The organism is Leucothrix mucor DSM 2157 (assembly GCF_000419525.1).
Classification (GTDB): domain Bacteria; phylum Pseudomonadota; class Gammaproteobacteria; order Thiotrichales; family Thiotrichaceae; genus Leucothrix; species Leucothrix mucor.
The window spans coordinates 4,492,806-4,508,326 of sequence record NZ_ATTE01000001.1; the positions used below are offsets into that span (position 1 = coordinate 4,492,806).

Sequence of the window (15,521 nt, forward strand, 5' to 3'; positions counted from 1 at the left end):
AATCAAACAAGGCGCTCTTAGTATTTATGAAATCGATTTCATTTAAAATGAAATCGATTTCATAAAGCGTAAAGCAGTGGCTTATCAATCGTTTATATTTACGTCTTAGTGAAGTAAGCATTTTTCAGGAGGAAACAATGAATCTTACCCAAAGGGGGCAGCAGCTATGATTTGCTATCCCACAAAACTCACCCCTATCTTATTATCCACTTTGTTGCTAGCCGGTTGTCCTTTGGACTCCGACAAAAAAAGTAATGACACAACTGCCGCCAGTGATGCGGCGGTGAATGGTAGTTCTCTTGGCTATTTTGCAGAATGGCCAAACGCGCAAAGCAAGGTCGCCGTCGATGCGGATATTGAGACTGAGGTCGCCAGTATTCTTGCCCAAATGACGCTGGAAGAAAAAGTCGGCCAGATGATTCAGCCGAATTTGGATCAGGTTACTCCGGCAGAAGCCAAAGAATACAAACTTGGGTCTTTGCTAAACGGTGGTGGCTCGTGGCCCGGCAATGATAAACATGCCAGCGCTCAGGCTTGGGCGGAAACTGCCGATACCTTTTGGACTGCTTTGGATGAGGCGTACCAAGATCGCGGTTTTAAAGTGCCGTTTATGTGGGCAACCGATGCGGTACATGGCCACAACAATGTTTTTGGAGCAACCGTATTCCCGCATAATATCGGTCTGGGTGCCGCCAATGATCCGGATATGATTTACCGGATTGGTCAGGCGACGGCTAAAGAAGTTGCCGCAACCGGACTGGATTGGACATTTGCACCGACCGTTGCTGCACCTCGTGATTATCGCTGGGGGCGGGTTTATGAAGGTTACTCAGAAGATCCGGAAATCATTTTTAGCTATGCCGGTAAAATGGTTGAAGGTTTGCAAGGTGGCAGTGCAGGCCTGAAAACAGATACTCACGTTATCTCCAATGTGAAGCATTGGGTCGGTGATGGCGGTACCAATAAAGGGGTCGATCGCGGTGTAAATGCGTATTCAGAAGAGTATCTGATGAATATTCATGCGGCAGGATATTTCTCTGGTTTGAATGCGGGGGCTCAAGTGGTGATGAGTTCTTTCAACTCATGGGATGATGAAGCCAATTACGATCAGACTAATACCGGGGAATATAACAAGAAAGTCCACGGGAGCAAATATCTGATCACCGATGTGCTTAAAGGCAAGCTTGGATTTGACGGATTAGTCGTCACTGACTGGAACGGCCAAGGTGAAATCAACGGCTGTACGGCCTCTGATTGTCCTGCTGCGGTGAATGCCGGTAATGACATTTTCATGGTAACAGCGCGTACCGATTGGAAGCCGTTTTATCATAATGTGATTGCTCAAGTGACTGATGGCACGATTCCAGAGTCACGCATTGACGATGCTGTTACGCGTATTTTACGCGTAAAAATGCGTGCAGGTTTGTGGGATAAGCCAAAGCCTTCAGCACGGTCGTTGGCGGGTAATCAGAGCGTATTAGGTTCTGCTGAGCATCGTGAGCTGGCTCGTGAGTCTGTGCGTAAATCATTGGTACTATTGAAAAATAAAGACAATGTATTGCCGCTTGCTGTGACTCAGAAAGTGTATCTGGCAGGTAGTGCGATAGATAATCTTCAAAAGCAAACCGGTGGTTGGTCGTTAACGTGGCAGGGGACTGAAAACACCTTGGCAGACTTCCCCGGAGCTAGCACGCTAAAAATGGCACTAACTGCACAGATTGGGGCTGACAATATCATTGAAGACATCAATGATGCGGATGCAGATACCGTTGCGATCGTTGCGATTGGTGAAGACCCTTATGCCGAGTTTGTGGGTGACATTAAAGACCACCAAACCATTGGTTTTGCAAAGCTTAAAACTGCCTACGCTGCTGATTTAGCGAAGGTAAAAGAGATGCAGGCGATGGGAATGAAAGTCGTCACTATTTTCTTCTCTGGCCGTCCGATGTATGTGAATGAGGAGATTAATAACTCCGATGCCTTTATCGCTAGCTGGTTGCCGGGTACTGAAGCGGGTGGTATTACCGATGTGCTGTATCAGGTTGATGGCGCTGACTTTAGCGGACGTTTATCTTACAGCTGGCCAAATACCCTTTGCTCAACGTCAATCAATCGCGTTCCTACTCAAATTGAGAACTACATGACGCCGGAGTCTGAGCAAGACATTAGCGGCGAACATGCACCGTTGTTTGCCTATGGCTACGGGCTTTCTTATGGCGATACCAGTTCAGCAGATCTGGATGATCTGGTATTGGATAGCCGTGACTACGGTTGTGGCCAGTCTGCACCAGAAACTGGCTTAGCGACAACGCCAATGGAAGTGTACGGCAAAGCTTCAGGTGGCGAGTTTGTGCTGCGTGTTTCAGGCGCTGATAATGGCTGGGTGGGAATTCCGGTTTCAGGACAGGAATACACTGATCAAGGTAGCGTTTCTACCAGCCCAATTAACTATCAGGGCCAATACGATGCGGTGAATGTGACCTTTACTGGTAGCAATCTGGCACAGATCTATGCTCAGTATGATGATGAGCAAGGGCAGGATCAGTATGGCTATCTGAATGCAGAGTCGACATTGCAGTTTGATATCAAAGTCTATCAACAACCGACATCTAATCTCATGTTAGCGCAGCATTGTGTGCACCCTTGTCTGGCAGAAGTGAAGTTAAACGACTTCTTACCGGCAGTCTCTACAGACTGGACGACCATGAAAGTGCCATTAGCCTGCTTTGCAGAGAATGGCATGGATTATCAGAATCTGAACACCGCATTCCTGCTGTTTACGGGTGGTGAGGCGCAGTTTGATTTGGGTAATATCAGAATGGTGCCTAAGAGTGTTGATCCTGCAGATGATGCCTTAACGTGTGAAGAGTTAGCCGGTGTCGAAGCACCAGCACTGGATGAAGCGGTTTCCAATATCTTTGGCAATGCCACCTGGAGTGCTGAGGTAACAACCTATACCGCACAAACCGGAGGCGATTGGAGTCCTTCAGAAGGTTATCTCACGACTACGCTAAGCGGTGAAGGTACGGCTACTGAAGTGAATGTGGTTTATAGCTCGGATAAACCAGAGAGCGATAAAGGCCTTGTGCTGGTGACAGGTGGTCCACAGAACCTGTCTAACTATCTGGCAGCCGGAACATTACAGTTTGATCTCTATGTTGAAAGTTATGCCAGCAATACTGATGGCATGGTGATTAAGATGGAAGCTTCCAGTAGTGCCGGCCCGGATTACTTCATCGGCACGCCTGCTGAGTTGCCTGCTGGCCAGTGGCATAGTGTTAGCGTCGCTATTGCTGACCTTGGGCTTACAGACATCATCACAGATATTGCCAAGCCGTTTGCAATACTGCCAGCTTGGGGCAACCCACAAGGCGGGGTAAGCTTTACCTTCAAGAATGTGAGGATTGTAAAAGAGGAAACGACCGCAGAGCCTAGTGCCGCAGCGGATGTTGTGAAAGCTGCGTTCAGGGCCGATATGGCTTCCGGACTCACTGTGGTTGAAGCTCAGGCCTTGAACAAAGTGACTTTGTCATTAAGCTCAACGGCTTATGAGGGTAGCAGCTCCATGTTGTTTTCTCATAATGGTGAGCAGGACTGGGGCGGATTTTACAGCGTCTTCAGCCCTCAGCTAAACAGTGGCAGCGCCACAAACCTTGTATTTGCTGTGTCTGGTGTGCCAGCGGCCGTGAAGTACTTTGGTGTGAAGCTTGAGGATGATGTACCTGAAAATGCGAAGCAGCTGAATCTGTTGGCCTATACGCCGGTAGTGTCTGGTGGCTGGAGTGTTTACAGCATTCCGCTGGCTGATTTTGCGCCGGTAAATCTTGCGGCAATCAAAGCGGTAGGCTTTTGGAATCCGTACAGTGGTACCGGTAATGGGGATGGAACGGGCGAATACATTGCCTCGAACATCCTGATCGATGATATTCACTTTGAATAAACGCTGAGTGAGCTCGACAAAAACCACCGCCTAAAAACGGTGGTTTTTTTATAGCCCAAGATTATCCACAGATGCCAAATGTTTGAGGTTTTTATTATGACAAACGCTTATTTCGTAGGAGTGACAGTGTTATTTCTGGTGCTGACAGGATGTGGTGGCGGATCAACTGATAATGGCACTGATATACCTGAGATGGAGCCAGTCCGGCTTATATCAGATATCGGCTACCAGACCCCAACAGCCTACAGAGGCATGACACTAGTGTGGGCAGACGAGTTTGAAAGCAATTCGCTCGATCTGACAAGCTGGTCCTATGATGTTGGCGATGGTTGTCCAAGCTTGTGCGGTTGGGGTAATAATGAACTGGAGTACTACACCGCCTCGTCTAACAACTCCTATCAAACCGAAGGCAAGCTCGTGATTGAGGCAAAGCCAGAAGTGATCGCCAGTTCACACTACACATCCGCCAAGTTACTGACACGAGGCAAGCAGCAATTTAAATATGGGCGCATTGATATTCGCGCAAAACTGCCAGAGGGGCAGGGTATCTGGCCTGCAGTCTGGATGTTACCTGTCGATAATGTTTACGGTGGATGGCCAAGCAGTGGTGAGATTGATATCGCAGAGCTAGTCGGCCATGAGCCAGCAAAGATACATGGCACGATTCATTTTGGCCCATCGCTTGGCTATAGCCAAAGTCGCAGTGGCTATCACACGTTAACTGAGGGAAGTTTTGCGGATGAGTTTCATGTGTTCAGTATTATCTGGCAAGAGGATGAAATTCAGTGGTTGGTTGATGATATTGAATATCACGCGATTTCCCGTGGGGATGTCGGCACCAATATTTATCCGTTTAATCAGGAGTTTTATTTGATTATGAATTCGGCCGTGGGTGGAAATTGGCCGGGTGCGCCGGGTGATGAAACAGTGTTTCCGCAATCCATGATGATTGATTATGTTCGGGTGTTTCAATGAGAGGCGTGAAACTAGATTGACTGCCAATCTTACCGCCGCAGATTAGTAATTCGTGCAAATGCGCAGGTATTGAGTCGCTCAAAGGATGATGGGGAGGTTCACACACCCCACCATCCTAATGCTCAATAAGCCTTACCATTATTTAGATTCAGACTGGTAGTCCTTCACATAACGTACGGCCTTTGCCTCTGTTTTGTACCCCGACAAGTTAACGCCGTTATATGTACCGATACTCCAGGCTCTGTTTGAAAAATCGTTAGTAATGGTACCTCTCGGACTGTTGAACGTTGGGCCACTAAGGTCGAGGCGCTTCATCACGGTCGATGTCCAGTAATTCCAGTTCCCCAAATTTGGGAATACTGTGATGTTCAGTGCAGGTCCGCTACAACGGTATTCCGCAAGGCTGGCCAGTTCCTTCAGGTTAGGTAAGCGCCATCCTTCAGGGGCGGACTCCAGGGCATCTTTCCAGTTCTTTGCCATGACACTAAAGTCGCATTGGCTGGTCGTTTTATTCCAGACTTGCCCAAGCGGGCACCGTTGCCAAACCAGATTCGTGCGCTTATCAATGGCCACGACATCATCCAAAACAAAGCGTTCCGTCGGGGCGTGTTGGTACAGCTGTGGGTGACAGATTTGTGCCGCGGCTAAACTTCCGGAGAATAAGGTAATGGCAAGTCCCGAGAAGCGTGTGATTGATCGTTTCATAATGCTTATTCTCCAAGTTGTGAGGTGTTAACCAGACGGGTCGGGTACCCGTCAGATCGTGAGCTATTGAGGATTTGACCACGACTGAAGTTGACGGCCATCACAGTGTAGTTGGTCGCAGTTGGGTTGGCCGTTAGTGACAAGGTCGCATAGCCCTGAATGCCGGAAGTCGCAGTGATCACGGTATCAGGGAAGAAGGTGCCGTCGATATGTGCCGTAAAGCTTTTGTCGTAGTTCACTAGTGACAAAAGTTCATTCACATCCGGCAAGCGCCAGTTGTTCAGTCCACACAGGCCTTGTCCATTCACGCGGTTAACAAAGGCTTCTGTACTGCAATAGGTGCTAGGTTGGGATTCTGAATTTCCATGACAATCTGCGGGGCGGAAAGTGCTGCCTACCGTGACTTGCTCGATACCACCGTTAATCGATGGATCGGTGCTGTACCAAAAGTATTTATCATCCGCACTGTGCAGGCCGGCATTGCCTGTGCCTCGTCCCAATCCTTGTTTTGACTCCCAGATAAGTCCGGTGTGGTTGTCTTTAACACATGACCAGCTAGCGGCGGTGGCTGGCAAGTTATTGCCACTGGCATCTAGTTTGGTAAAGCTGAAACCGGCTTCGCCATCACTGTAATCAGGGGAGGTGGCGTCCCGACCCAGCGTGGCATCTTGTCCGGTTGGGATGTTATCGCCATCGCTATCAGTGGTAGCAGTACAGTCGCCCAAAGCATTGTCATGATTTGCTTCGTGACTGAACTGTTGGCCGGTGTAGTCTCCACAGGTGGTCAAACCGGTATCGTTAAGCGGGATACGCGCAACGCTCAGGCTGCGGCTCACATCAACAGTCACTTTGCTGCTGTTAGTGCGTCCCCAGGCATCTTCAAACACATACCAGAGCTCATCGCTGCCGGTGTAGTTATAGCGTGGCGTGTAGACCAGCTTGTCGCCATTAATTACAACGCTGCCCCACTTAGTAGAGCTTTCATTGACGCTTTTAAGCGATAAGCCTTCGCCGACATCATTGGCTAGCACATTGACCACCACGGGTGTGTTCACAAAGGTCGACTCACTATCCAAATTTGCCTGTGGCCATGCTTCCGGTGGCGCTGAATAATCTACGGTTAGTGTCACTTTAGCTGAGTTAGTCCGTCCCCAGTTATCCGTTAACACGTACCAAAACGTATCGGTATAAGGCCACTCGGAAGCCGGCTTTAAACTTTTATAACTCAATGATTGCTGATCTTCGTTGATCTTAACCATACCGCCATTGGAGGTGTACTCATTCACCGATGTTACGCGCAAACCGACGCCATCATCATTCAACAGCACATTGCCTAATAAGCCAAAGCTATCCGAGGATGCTAAGCGCAATGGGTAAGAATCTGCCTTGGCTGTTGGCCATGCCTCCGGGCGCTCCTCGACATCGTTGTTGGCCGTGACATATACCGTCACTTTTGCCGCATTCTTACGCCCCTGATTATCCTCAAAGGTATACCAGAAGTAATCGTTCCCCATGAACCCCGCTTTGGGAGTGTAAGTGAGTGATTGCTTATCAGGGTCGAGAACAGCGCGCCCACCTTCAACGGTCCAGTCATTAACATGAACCAAGGTGAGGCCGTCACCCGTGTCATTGGACAATACATAAACGGTCTTAGCAACATCGGTTGTTGTCGCTGCATTATCTGTTAATGCCTGCGGCCAACCATCGGCGTATACAGCGGGCGACAGCGCCCCAAGTAGCGAAAGGCTCAGCAGCCTTTGTGTGAAATTCATCAGTGATATCCCTATCTTTGTTTTAAAGATGATGCCTTGTACGGTCACACTGTAGGGGGCTGATGAAATTGCACTGAGTGGCTAGGGATTAAAGGTCTGAATTTATGGATGGTTGGAGAGGGGTTTGTTGCTTATATGGAAGTGATGATGCCTTTAGTCTCTCGTTGAAGTAGAGTATTCACTGACTCTCTGCTTTATGTCCTCTGCCTTCGGTAAGCTCCTTCATGGCAGCAACGGATGTGTCATTAGGTTGACGGGTACGCAGCTCAAATGGAATTCCGCCATAATTAATGACGGCCTTGGCAAATAATTTAATCGCTTGTGACGTACTTAAGCCCATCTCATCACAAATATGTGTGAATGCAATTTTTGTATCGTGATCGATACGAGTACTTAGCATTTCATTTCTCATTTCAAACCTCTTTATGCTGTATTTGTAATACATAGTTATACAAACATAGTACAAGTGAAGCTCTAATCAAACAAGTTACGATTATTTGCATATTCTTGAGCGATTGCATAACCAGTTAGTTTCATCTGAAAAAGTACTAAAATAAAATCATGTAGATGATATATTACATTGTAAACATATAACTACGAGGTTATGCCATGAGTCAAACAGTATCAATTCGTCTAAGTGAAGAAGTGATTGCGAGTCTGGATAAACTGGCGAAAATCACCGATCGTTCAAAGTCCTGGTTAATGGGGCATGCGATTGAACAATACGTTGAGCACGAGGCGTGGCAGATAGAAGCGATTGAATCCACCTTGTCTAAAGTTCAGCAGGGAGAGGCAAAGTTTGCCGCGCATGATGAGGTGAGAGAGTGGCTATTGAGCTGGGGAACTGAGGATGAAATGGAGCCACCTGTATGCAAGTAAGGTGGGAGTCTGATGCTATTCAGGATTTAACAGACTTGCGTCAATATATTTGGCAAGAAAATCCAGAGGCTGCAAATAACGTCGCAAGAAAGATCGTTGAGAAAGTGGACCTGCTACAGGATCATCCCTTGCTTGGAAAAGCGGGCCGTATTTACAAAACTCGTGAGCTGGTGGTGAGTGGGACGCCCTATACTGTAGTTTATCTGCCCGAATCAGAGTGTGTTTCAATTCTGCGGATTTTTCATCAGGCAATGTCTTGGCCTGCATCGGTTTAGGGTTGTATTGGTAAGCTTGCTATGTAAATTAACCACTCACTGGTCAATTTTACACTACGGAGTGGTCAAATTACATTGAATAAGATTCGATGTTCGCAGGCGTTGGTCTCATTCATTGAAGCGTTATCGCCTAGTTATTTTCAATAAACTTAAACGCCGCCTCCTGCGCAATCTTCGCAGCCACCTCCGGCAGCGTCCCTTTCGACTCCGCAATAAACGAAGCCGTAAACTCCAATTCCAGCGGCACCCAGCCCGGATCAAAGCTAGCAATACGCCCTTCCTTAACAAGCCGTTCGCCAAGGGCCTCAGGCATTAAGCCAACCCCAATCCCCGTAGCCACCATATCAAAGCCCGCCGATAGCGAGTTAGTCGGAAAAATCTTCGCCTTACTACCATAGCGCGTTTGTAATTCCTGATTAAGTTCGCGGTAGGGTCGGGAGGTTCGGTGATAAGAAATGATCGGTGTTTTACTCAAATCCGGATCAATCATATCCAGCGGTTTATACCAAGCCAAACGAAATGGCGGCAACGGGAAATTATCAACGCTGTACTCTGAAACTGGCCCCATTAAAATCACCAAATCAAAGGCGCGTTCCAGCAATCCTTGGCGAAGGTTCACAGATAAGTCGACGCTGATTTCTATATTTAAATTCGGATAAGTGCGGCTAAGTCGCTTTAAAAACTCCGGAAACCACGTTTGAGCGACGGTTTCTGCCACACCTATTCTCAGTAAGGATGACTTACTTTCAGCGGGTACCACCTCTGCTTTTATATGCTCCAGCGCCACGGCAATTTGCTCGGCATGGCCGCGTAAAATTATCCCTTGTTTGGTCAGCGTGACACCTTTAGTGCCTCGGCTGAACAGTTTTACGCCTAGGTCACTTTCCAATCCTGAAATGCGCGCGGAGATGGCAGGCTGTGAAATGTGCATTTGTTGGGCGGCACGGCGTACGCCACCCAAGCGGGCAACCTGTAAAAACGTGAGAATCTGTTCCAGAGTCATAGCGTCCTGCTTATATTTATTGGTTCAAAGTGATCAGCTAAAGTTATCACTTTGGCTCTAAAATGGCGACTTGTTTAAATAACTGTATTTGATATAAGGTTAGTGAACCAATATGAGGAGACCGACATGAAAAAAGTATTAACGACTCTTGGTGCATCTGCACTTTTGTTAAACGCTGTCGCAGCAACCGGAGCAGAAGAGCTTTCTGTGGTTGGTAGTTGGAGTGGGTTGCCGCTGCACAAGCAGTACGAAGCGCCGTTCTGGACAGAGAAAGTTGGTAAGGCGACGGATGGAGAAATCACTGCAAAACTCACCACTCATGATCAAATGGGAATTGGCGGCGGCGATGTGTATCGCATGCTGGGTGATGGCGTATTTGATGTTGGAATGACGGTGGCTGACTATGCTGTGTCTGACAGCGTTGCACTGGAGTCTTTAGATGTGCCGCTACTGGCAATGGATGCGGGAACTGCGAAAAAGATGGTCGAGGCAGCACGCCCGATGGTCGATGAAATCTACGCAACAGTATTCAACTCTAAAGTATTAGGTATCGCACCTTATCCACCACAGATCGTGTTCTGTAATGCTGAAATCAAATCACTGGCTGATTTAAAGGGCAAGAAAATCCGTGCTTCTGGCCGTATGACGGCGAAATTGCTGGATGCACTGGGTGCTGAAAGTGTGAACGTGAGCTTTGGTGAAGTCTCTGGGGCATTGCAGCGTGGCGTTGTGGATTGCGCGGTCACTGGCGCAGGCTCTGGCTACAGCGCTGGTTGGTGGGAAGTGAGTACGCACTTGTTGCCAATTCCTCTAGGCGGTTGGGACCCGGTAGTCACGGCTGTGAATATGGATAAGTGGAACTCACTGTCTGCAACCGCACAGGAAAAACTGCAAGCGGCAGTGACTACTGAGTTAGAAGCTCCAGCTTGGGAATCTGCACAGGGCGCATTGCAAAATGACATTGCGTGTTTGACCGGTAAAGGTGAGTGTAGCTCTGGCGAATCTCGCAGCATGACATTGGTTGAGGCGAGCGAAGCCGATACGCAAATGGCACGCGATGTACTGGTTAAAGAAGTACTACCGGATTGGGCTGAGCGTGCCGGTGGCGATTGGGCTAAGCGCTGGAATGAGAGCGTCGGTAAAGTCGTTGACGTAGAAATCGCTCAATAAGGAGTTTGAAAATGATGAGGATTATTGATTTTCTCAGGCGGATAAACAGTGGTGTAGCGCTACTGGCAGGCTTATCGCTACTGGCTTGTGTGGCTTTAATCCTCGTCGAGATTGTGGTGCGCCAATTGGGAATGCCACTTGGCGGCACCGATGAGATATCCGGTTATGTGATGGCCATTACCACCAGCTGGGGTGTGGCTTACGCCTTAACCGAAAAGGCCCACGTGCGGATTGATTTGCTGCGGGCTAAATGTGTTCCGGCCGGTAGAGCATTGCTCGATTGTGTGGCGATTCTGGCTTTGGCGGGCACTGCAATTGTCGTGGCTTGGCGGGGTTGGTCGGTGTTATCCAAAACACTGGCGACCGGCGCTAAAGCCAATACTGCATTGGAAACCCCATTGTGGATTCCACAATTATTCTGGTGGTCTGGTTGGGTTTGGTTTGCCGTATCCGCCGTATTGATTGCCGTCGCGTCGTTGATGTTGCTAATCCAACGTCGTTACGATGATGTGAATGAAATTGCCGGCATGGGTGATGAGTTATGATTAAGTTTACTACCTTCGGCTTGCTGTTTTTTCTGGCCTTATCGATTCCGGTGGGGATTGTTTTATTCTTATTAGCCTTTGGTATCGACGCCTTCTTTAGCCCGTTTCCGCTCATGCGGGGATTGGGGCAGGTGGTTTGGTCCTCGTCTAATAGTGCGACCTTAATCGCGATTCCGTTTTTCGTTTTACTCGGTGAAATTCTGGTGCGCTGTGGTGTTGCCACTCGTACGTATTCAGCGCTAAACAAGTGGGTGTCGTGGTTACCTGGTGGTTTGATTCACGCCAATATTGCCACGGCGACTTTGTTTTCAGCGACATCTGGTTCATCAGTAGCAACCGCTGCGACGGTTGCCACAGTGGCGATGCCACAAGCTGAAAAGCTGAAATACGATCCGCGTTTATTCTCCGGTGCCATTGCCGCCGGTGGAACCTTGGGGATTCTGATCCCACCATCAATCAATCTAATTGTGTATGGCTTCCTGACCGAAAGCTCCATTCCACAGCTGTTTTTAGCGGGACTATTGCCCGGTATTTTAATGGCGCTGGGCTTTATGTTAGTGACGGTGATTTTGTGCGTCATCAAACCATCACTCGGTGGGCCTCGCCAGCAATATAGCTTGGGTGAGAAGCTTGGAAGCCTTAGCGACTTATTGCCAATCTTAGGGTTATTTGGGGTGATTGTCGGCTCTATTTATGCCGGTTGGGCAACGCCGACTGAAGCCGCTGCTGTGGGTGTCGCGATGGCGTTGGCGATTGCCGCTCAACAGCGTGCGCTAAATATTGAGCTGTTATTACTCTCGCTACGCGGGGCCATCCGTACTTCGGCGATGGTGATGTTAGTGGTTGTCGGTGCTTATGTACTGAACTATGTACTGACCGCAGCCGGTGTGAGTCGAGCGCTGCAGACTTTATTACGTGGCTTGGATATGAGCCCGCTGGCGACTCTGTTCGTGATTATTCTGATTTATATCGTACTCGGTTTCTTTATCGAGACGTTGTCATTAATGGTGGCAACCATTCCAATCATCGTGCCAATTATTGTCGACTTAGGTTATGACAAGATCTGGTTCGGCGTGCTGATGATTATTCTGGTTGAAATGGCACTGATTACGCCACCCGTTGGATTGAATTTATACGTTGTACAGTCCGCCCGAAAATCGGGCAAATTCTCAGATGTGATGGTGGGCTGTATTCCTTATGCGCTGGTGATGTTGTTTATGGTTGCCATGCTGATCGTGGTGCCAAAACTGGCGCTCTACTTGCCTTCTACTTTGTAAAGTATCAATTATTTAAAGGATTATTTTATGCAATTCAACACACCAACAGGTGCCATTGAGTTTGTTGCGCAACAGCTGACTGTTGCAGGTTGGACGGGTCGAAGCCGTGAGGCGGTTGATCATCATATTCAAGAGCTGGCGGATATTGGCATTGCACCGCCATCCAGCGTGCCTTTGTACTACCGTTGCAGCACGCAATTGCTCACCCAAGATGCGGAGATTGCCATGTTAGGCCCTGATACGTCGGGTGAAGCTGAGCCATTATTAGTACGTGCTAACGGCAAAACATGGCTAGGACTGGCTTCCGATCAAACTGACCGGGCTTTAGAAGCGCATTCGGTGGCACACTCCAAACAAGTTTGCCCTAAGCCCGTTGCCGATACCTTGTGGGATTTTGATGAGATCAGTGATCACCTGGATCAAATCGAATTAGCCTCTTGGATTTTTGAAGAGGGCGAGTGGAAGCAGTACCAAAAAGGCTCTTTAGCGATGATTTTACCGCTGTCTGAGTTATTAGCCGGTAGTGGTTTAGCAGAGGGCGGCGCGATGTTATGCGGCACCTTGCCAGCAATCGGTGGTGTGCGCCCAGCAGCTCAATTCAAAATGGCGATGCATGATCCGGTCACGGGTGAGACGATTGAAGCCCAATACACGACTCAAACATTACCGGTTGTTTCCTGATTTAAAGAGGATTAGTTGATGGATACCAAGCAGAATTGGTCTGTTGAGAATGCAGCGCAGCGCCTGGATGCCAGTCTGAATCGCTTATCTGAAAGCTCACCAGCGACAGATCATATATTTTCAAGCGTATTTAGTGAGCGGGTGAAGCAGGATTTGGTCGCACTTTATGATCAAACCGAGACGCCATTGAGCGGTGCATTAGTCAGTGTAAAAGCATTGTTGGATGTGGACGGTGAAGTCACGCACGCCGGTACTCGCTTTTTAGCCGATGGTGCACCAACTGCTGAAGATGCGCCAGCGGTCGCTAATTTACGCAAAGCCGGTGCGCTATTGCTGGGTCATACTAATATGTCTGAACTGGCCTATTCTGGCTTGGGGGTAAATCCTCACTATGGCACCGCAGATAATCCATTAGCGCCGGGCCATGTGCCCGGTGGCTCAACCAGTGGTGGTGCAGTTTCGGTGGCGACTGGTTTAGCAGATATTGCGGTTGGTAGTGATACCGGTGGTTCTTTGCGTATTCCAGCGGCTTTTTGTGGCATTACGGGGTTTAAACCGACGCAATCAACTGTTTCCCGTAAGGGCGCAGAGCCTTTATCCGATTCATTAGATAGCCTTGGCCCGATGGCAAATAATGTGGCGGCTTGTGCGCAAGCTTGGCAGATCATGGCAGACTTGTCGGATGAGGACTTATTTCAGCAAGTTCCGAGTACGCCATTGGCTTTTCAAGTCTCGCGAAACTTTGGTTTTGATAGCTTAGATGCCGAAGTTGCGGAAGGTTTTGAAGCCTTGCTAATGGCATTATCCGGCGCTGGCATGGCGATTACCGACGAGCCATTAGCCTTTTTGGATAGCTACGCACAGATTGCACCGTGGCAATTAACTTCGGTGGAGTGTCGTGCGCACTTTGAAACCGCCTTTCAAAACCAATCAGAGCTGTTTGATCCTCGTGTTCATAGCCGTATGGCACGTGCGGATGAGCTATCGGCGGTGCAATATCGCCAGATGCTTAATTTAAGAACGCAGTTTGCCGAGGCGATGAGTGAAGGTTTAGCCGGTCGTGTGTTATTGCTGCCAACCGTTGCGATCTTGCCGCCAACCTTGGCGAGCTTAGATGACGATGCGACGTTTACGCAGATGAATCTAATGGCACTACGCAATACATCACTGGCAAATATCGGAGATGGGTGCAGCTTGGCAATCCCTTATCAATATAAAGGCGTGACCTTGAGTGCAATGCTGGTAGCGGTAGGTGGTGCGGATGTGAGCCTGCTGGCTGCGGGACGGGAGTTAGAGCGTCAGATTGCTCTGTTGGGGCTGTCGCTTAAATAGCGCTAAATTCTCTTGTTACAAAAACCAAATAGGGCCGCAAGTGTGCGGCCCTATCATGGGGACGTTCTGTTTAACCACACTAATTAGTGCTGAGAGTTAGACAAAGATCCTGCTGGTGCATCGCTCATTACATCGGAAGAGCTAGGAACAACGCCGCAACCAGTTAGTACAGCACCTAAAAATGCAGCGCTAAGGATAGTTGTTACAGTTTTCTTGATGTTTAAAGTAGTCATTTTAATTTACCTTATTTGTTTAATGTGAGGCTTCTTACCTCGAATTTTTTACTCAGAGCTCGCTAACTAACAATAATTAGTGCTGTGAGTTAGACAAAGAACCAGCTGGTGCATCGCTCATTACATCTGAAGAGCTAGGCACAACGCCACAACCTGTTAATACCGCACCCAAGAACGCAGCGCTAAGAACGATTGATACCGCTTTTTTGATGTTGAAAGTGTTCATGTTTAATTACCCTTATGTTTCGTTTTAAATGAAGCTTTATTGCTTCTTAGTTTGTTGCAACGCTTTGAAAATTAAAGTGTTGTCTTAGTGCTGTGAGTTAGACAAAGAACCTGCTGGTGCATCGCTCATTACGTCTGAAGAGCTAGGCACAACGCCACAACCTGTTAATACCGCACCTAGGAAAGCAGCGCTAAGAACGATTGATACCGCTTTTTTGATGTTGAAAGTGTTCATGTTTAATTACCCTTATGTTTCGTTTTAAATGAAGCTTTATTGCTTCTTAGTTTGTTGCAACGCTTTGAAAATTAAAGTGTTGTCTTAGTGCTGTGAGTTAGACAAAGAACCTGCTGGTGCATCGCTCATTACGTCTGAAGAGCTAGGCACAACGCCACAACCTGTTAATACCGCACCTAGGAAAGCAGCGCTAAGAACGATTGATACAGTCTTTTTGATGTTGAAAGTGTTCATGTTAATTACCCTTGTATTTAATTTACTGTGAAGCTTTATT

17 protein-coding genes are annotated in these 15,521 nt (G+C 48.2%); 9 read left to right on the forward strand and 8 right to left on the reverse strand.

What is annotated here, in order from left to right; all coding sequences use genetic code 11:
* Positions 1-166: 166 nt before the first annotated feature.
* Together LEUMU_RS27110 and LEUMU_RS27115 are read left to right on the forward strand one after the other, a co-directional pair.
* Positions 167-3,940 carry a glycoside hydrolase family 3 protein gene (locus LEUMU_RS27110; protein WP_022954179.1) on the forward strand — a complete coding sequence of 1,258 codons (3,774 nt, stop codon included), beginning with the start codon at positions 167-169 and terminating at the stop codon, positions 3,938-3,940.
* A 96-nt stretch (positions 3,941-4,036) separates the two neighbouring features.
* Positions 4,037-4,915: a glycoside hydrolase family 16 protein gene (locus LEUMU_RS27115; protein WP_169446462.1), complete on the forward strand. Its 879-nt coding sequence runs from the start codon at positions 4,037-4,039 to the stop codon at positions 4,913-4,915.
* A 138-nt stretch (positions 4,916-5,053) separates the two neighbouring features.
* Here LEUMU_RS27115 and LEUMU_RS27120 read toward each other — a convergent pair whose 3' ends face one another.
* The 3 genes from LEUMU_RS27120 to LEUMU_RS27130 form a co-directional block, all read right to left on the reverse strand.
* Positions 5,054-5,620 (reverse strand): Lcl C-terminal domain-containing protein, encoded by a 567-nt coding sequence (locus LEUMU_RS27120; protein WP_022954181.1) that lies wholly within the window; start codon positions 5,618-5,620, stop codon positions 5,054-5,056.
* A 5-nt stretch (positions 5,621-5,625) separates the two neighbouring features.
* Entirely contained in the window at positions 5,626-7,392 is a 1,767-nt protein-coding gene (locus LEUMU_RS28360; RefSeq protein ID WP_022954182.1) for an Ig-like domain-containing protein, read from the reverse strand.
* A gap of 178 nt (positions 7,393-7,570) precedes the next feature.
* Positions 7,571-7,804, reverse strand: coding sequence for a type II toxin-antitoxin system RelB/DinJ family antitoxin (locus LEUMU_RS27130; RefSeq protein WP_211223048.1), 234 nt, complete (start codon positions 7,802-7,804; stop codon positions 7,571-7,573).
* Between the two features lie 197 nt (positions 7,805-8,001).
* Between LEUMU_RS27130 and LEUMU_RS27135 the strand changes: the two genes are divergently transcribed.
* Both LEUMU_RS27135 and LEUMU_RS0120530 read left to right on the forward strand, forming a co-directional pair.
* Positions 8,002-8,271, forward strand: a complete 270-nt coding sequence (locus tag LEUMU_RS27135; RefSeq protein WP_022954183.1) for a CopG family ribbon-helix-helix protein — start codon at positions 8,002-8,004, stop codon at positions 8,269-8,271.
* On the forward strand, positions 8,262-8,546 hold the full coding sequence (locus LEUMU_RS0120530) for a type II toxin-antitoxin system RelE/ParE family toxin (protein WP_022954184.1): 285 nt from the start codon (positions 8,262-8,264) through the stop codon (positions 8,544-8,546). The genes LEUMU_RS27135 and LEUMU_RS0120530 overlap by 10 nt, the downstream gene beginning before the upstream one ends.
* A gap of 130 nt (positions 8,547-8,676) precedes the next feature.
* On the opposite strand, the gene LEUMU_RS0120535 is transcribed toward LEUMU_RS0120530, so the two are convergent.
* On the reverse strand, positions 8,677-9,549 hold the full coding sequence (locus LEUMU_RS0120535) for a LysR family transcriptional regulator (RefSeq protein ID WP_022954185.1): 873 nt from the start codon (positions 9,547-9,549) through the stop codon (positions 8,677-8,679).
* 126 nt (positions 9,550-9,675) lie between these two features.
* Between LEUMU_RS0120535 and LEUMU_RS0120540 the strand changes: the two genes are divergently transcribed.
* From LEUMU_RS0120540 to LEUMU_RS27140, 5 genes are read left to right on the forward strand one after another with little or no spacing between them, the layout of a single operon-like run.
* Positions 9,676-10,719 (forward strand): TRAP transporter substrate-binding protein, encoded by a 1,044-nt coding sequence (locus tag LEUMU_RS0120540; protein WP_022954186.1) that lies wholly within the window; start codon positions 9,676-9,678, stop codon positions 10,717-10,719.
* 11 nt (positions 10,720-10,730) lie between these two features.
* Positions 10,731-11,264 (forward strand): TRAP transporter small permease subunit, encoded by a 534-nt coding sequence (locus tag LEUMU_RS0120545; RefSeq protein ID WP_022954187.1) that lies wholly within the window; start codon positions 10,731-10,733, stop codon positions 11,262-11,264.
* Positions 11,261-12,541: a TRAP transporter large permease gene (locus tag LEUMU_RS0120550; RefSeq protein ID WP_022954188.1), complete on the forward strand. Its 1,281-nt coding sequence runs from the start codon at positions 11,261-11,263 to the stop codon at positions 12,539-12,541. The genes LEUMU_RS0120545 and LEUMU_RS0120550 overlap by 4 nt, the downstream gene beginning before the upstream one ends.
* Positions 12,542-12,568: 27 nt before the next feature.
* The gene (locus tag LEUMU_RS0120555; protein WP_022954189.1) at positions 12,569-13,222 is read left to right on the forward strand and encodes a DUF2848 domain-containing protein; all 654 of its coding nucleotides are present in this window, start codon (positions 12,569-12,571) and stop codon (positions 13,220-13,222) included.
* 18 nt (positions 13,223-13,240) lie between these two features.
* On the forward strand, positions 13,241-14,554 hold the full coding sequence (locus LEUMU_RS27140) for an amidase family protein (protein WP_022954190.1): 1,314 nt from the start codon (positions 13,241-13,243) through the stop codon (positions 14,552-14,554).
* An 83-nt stretch (positions 14,555-14,637) separates the two neighbouring features.
* Here the strand turns inward: LEUMU_RS27140 and LEUMU_RS28855 are convergent, their stop codons facing one another.
* From LEUMU_RS28855 to LEUMU_RS28870, 4 genes are all read right to left on the reverse strand, one after another.
* Positions 14,638-14,787: a hypothetical protein gene (locus tag LEUMU_RS28855; protein WP_157474413.1), complete on the reverse strand. Its 150-nt coding sequence runs from the start codon at positions 14,785-14,787 to the stop codon at positions 14,638-14,640.
* Between the two features lie 76 nt (positions 14,788-14,863).
* Positions 14,864-15,013, reverse strand: coding sequence for a hypothetical protein (locus LEUMU_RS28860; RefSeq protein ID WP_022954191.1), 150 nt, complete (start codon positions 15,011-15,013; stop codon positions 14,864-14,866).
* An 84-nt stretch (positions 15,014-15,097) separates the two neighbouring features.
* Complete coding sequence (locus tag LEUMU_RS28865; RefSeq protein WP_022954191.1) at positions 15,098-15,247, reverse strand: hypothetical protein; 150 nt, start codon at positions 15,245-15,247, stop codon at positions 15,098-15,100.
* 84 nt (positions 15,248-15,331) lie between these two features.
* On the reverse strand, positions 15,332-15,481 hold the full coding sequence (locus LEUMU_RS28870; RefSeq protein WP_157474415.1) for a hypothetical protein: 150 nt from the start codon (positions 15,479-15,481) through the stop codon (positions 15,332-15,334).
* Between the last annotated feature and the right edge of the window lie 40 nt (positions 15,482-15,521).

What these genes read in the sequence shown, in the direction of transcription:
- LEUMU_RS27135 (WP_022954183.1), top strand. Translation starts at nt 8,002, where the DNA reads ATGAGTCAAACAGTATCAATTCGTCTAAGTGAAGAAGTGATTGCGAGT.
- LEUMU_RS0120530 (WP_022954184.1), top strand. Translation starts at nt 8,262, where the DNA reads ATGCAAGTAAGGTGGGAGTCTGATGCTATTCAGGATTTAACAGACTTG.
- LEUMU_RS0120550 (WP_022954188.1), top strand. Translation starts at nt 11,261, where the DNA reads ATGATTAAGTTTACTACCTTCGGCTTGCTGTTTTTTCTGGCCTTATCG.
- LEUMU_RS0120545 (WP_022954187.1), top strand. Translation starts at nt 10,731, where the DNA reads ATGATGAGGATTATTGATTTTCTCAGGCGGATAAACAGTGGTGTAGCG.
- LEUMU_RS28870 (WP_157474415.1), bottom strand. Translation starts at nt 15,481, where the DNA reads ATGAACACTTTCAACATCAAAAAGACTGTATCAATCGTTCTTAGCGCT.
- LEUMU_RS0120535 (WP_022954185.1), bottom strand. Translation starts at nt 9,549, where the DNA reads ATGACTCTGGAACAGATTCTCACGTTTTTACAGGTTGCCCGCTTGGGT.
- LEUMU_RS27110 (WP_022954179.1), top strand. Translation starts at nt 167, where the DNA reads ATGATTTGCTATCCCACAAAACTCACCCCTATCTTATTATCCACTTTG.
- LEUMU_RS27120 (WP_022954181.1), bottom strand. Translation starts at nt 5,620, where the DNA reads ATGAAACGATCAATCACACGCTTCTCGGGACTTGCCATTACCTTATTC.
- LEUMU_RS27130 (WP_211223048.1), bottom strand. Translation starts at nt 7,804, where the DNA reads ATGAGAAATGAAATGCTAAGTACTCGTATCGATCACGATACAAAAATT.
- LEUMU_RS27140 (WP_022954190.1), top strand. Translation starts at nt 13,241, where the DNA reads ATGGATACCAAGCAGAATTGGTCTGTTGAGAATGCAGCGCAGCGCCTG.
- LEUMU_RS28865 (WP_022954191.1), bottom strand. Translation starts at nt 15,247, where the DNA reads ATGAACACTTTCAACATCAAAAAAGCGGTATCAATCGTTCTTAGCGCT.
- LEUMU_RS0120555 (WP_022954189.1), top strand. Translation starts at nt 12,569, where the DNA reads ATGCAATTCAACACACCAACAGGTGCCATTGAGTTTGTTGCGCAACAG.
- LEUMU_RS27115 (WP_169446462.1), top strand. Translation starts at nt 4,037, where the DNA reads ATGACAAACGCTTATTTCGTAGGAGTGACAGTGTTATTTCTGGTGCTG.
- LEUMU_RS0120540 (WP_022954186.1), top strand. Translation starts at nt 9,676, where the DNA reads ATGAAAAAAGTATTAACGACTCTTGGTGCATCTGCACTTTTGTTAAAC.
- LEUMU_RS28855 (WP_157474413.1), bottom strand. Translation starts at nt 14,787, where the DNA reads ATGACTACTTTAAACATCAAGAAAACTGTAACAACTATCCTTAGCGCT.
- LEUMU_RS28860 (WP_022954191.1), bottom strand. Translation starts at nt 15,013, where the DNA reads ATGAACACTTTCAACATCAAAAAAGCGGTATCAATCGTTCTTAGCGCT.
- LEUMU_RS28360 (WP_022954182.1), bottom strand. Translation starts at nt 7,392, where the DNA reads ATGAATTTCACACAAAGGCTGCTGAGCCTTTCGCTACTTGGGGCGCTG.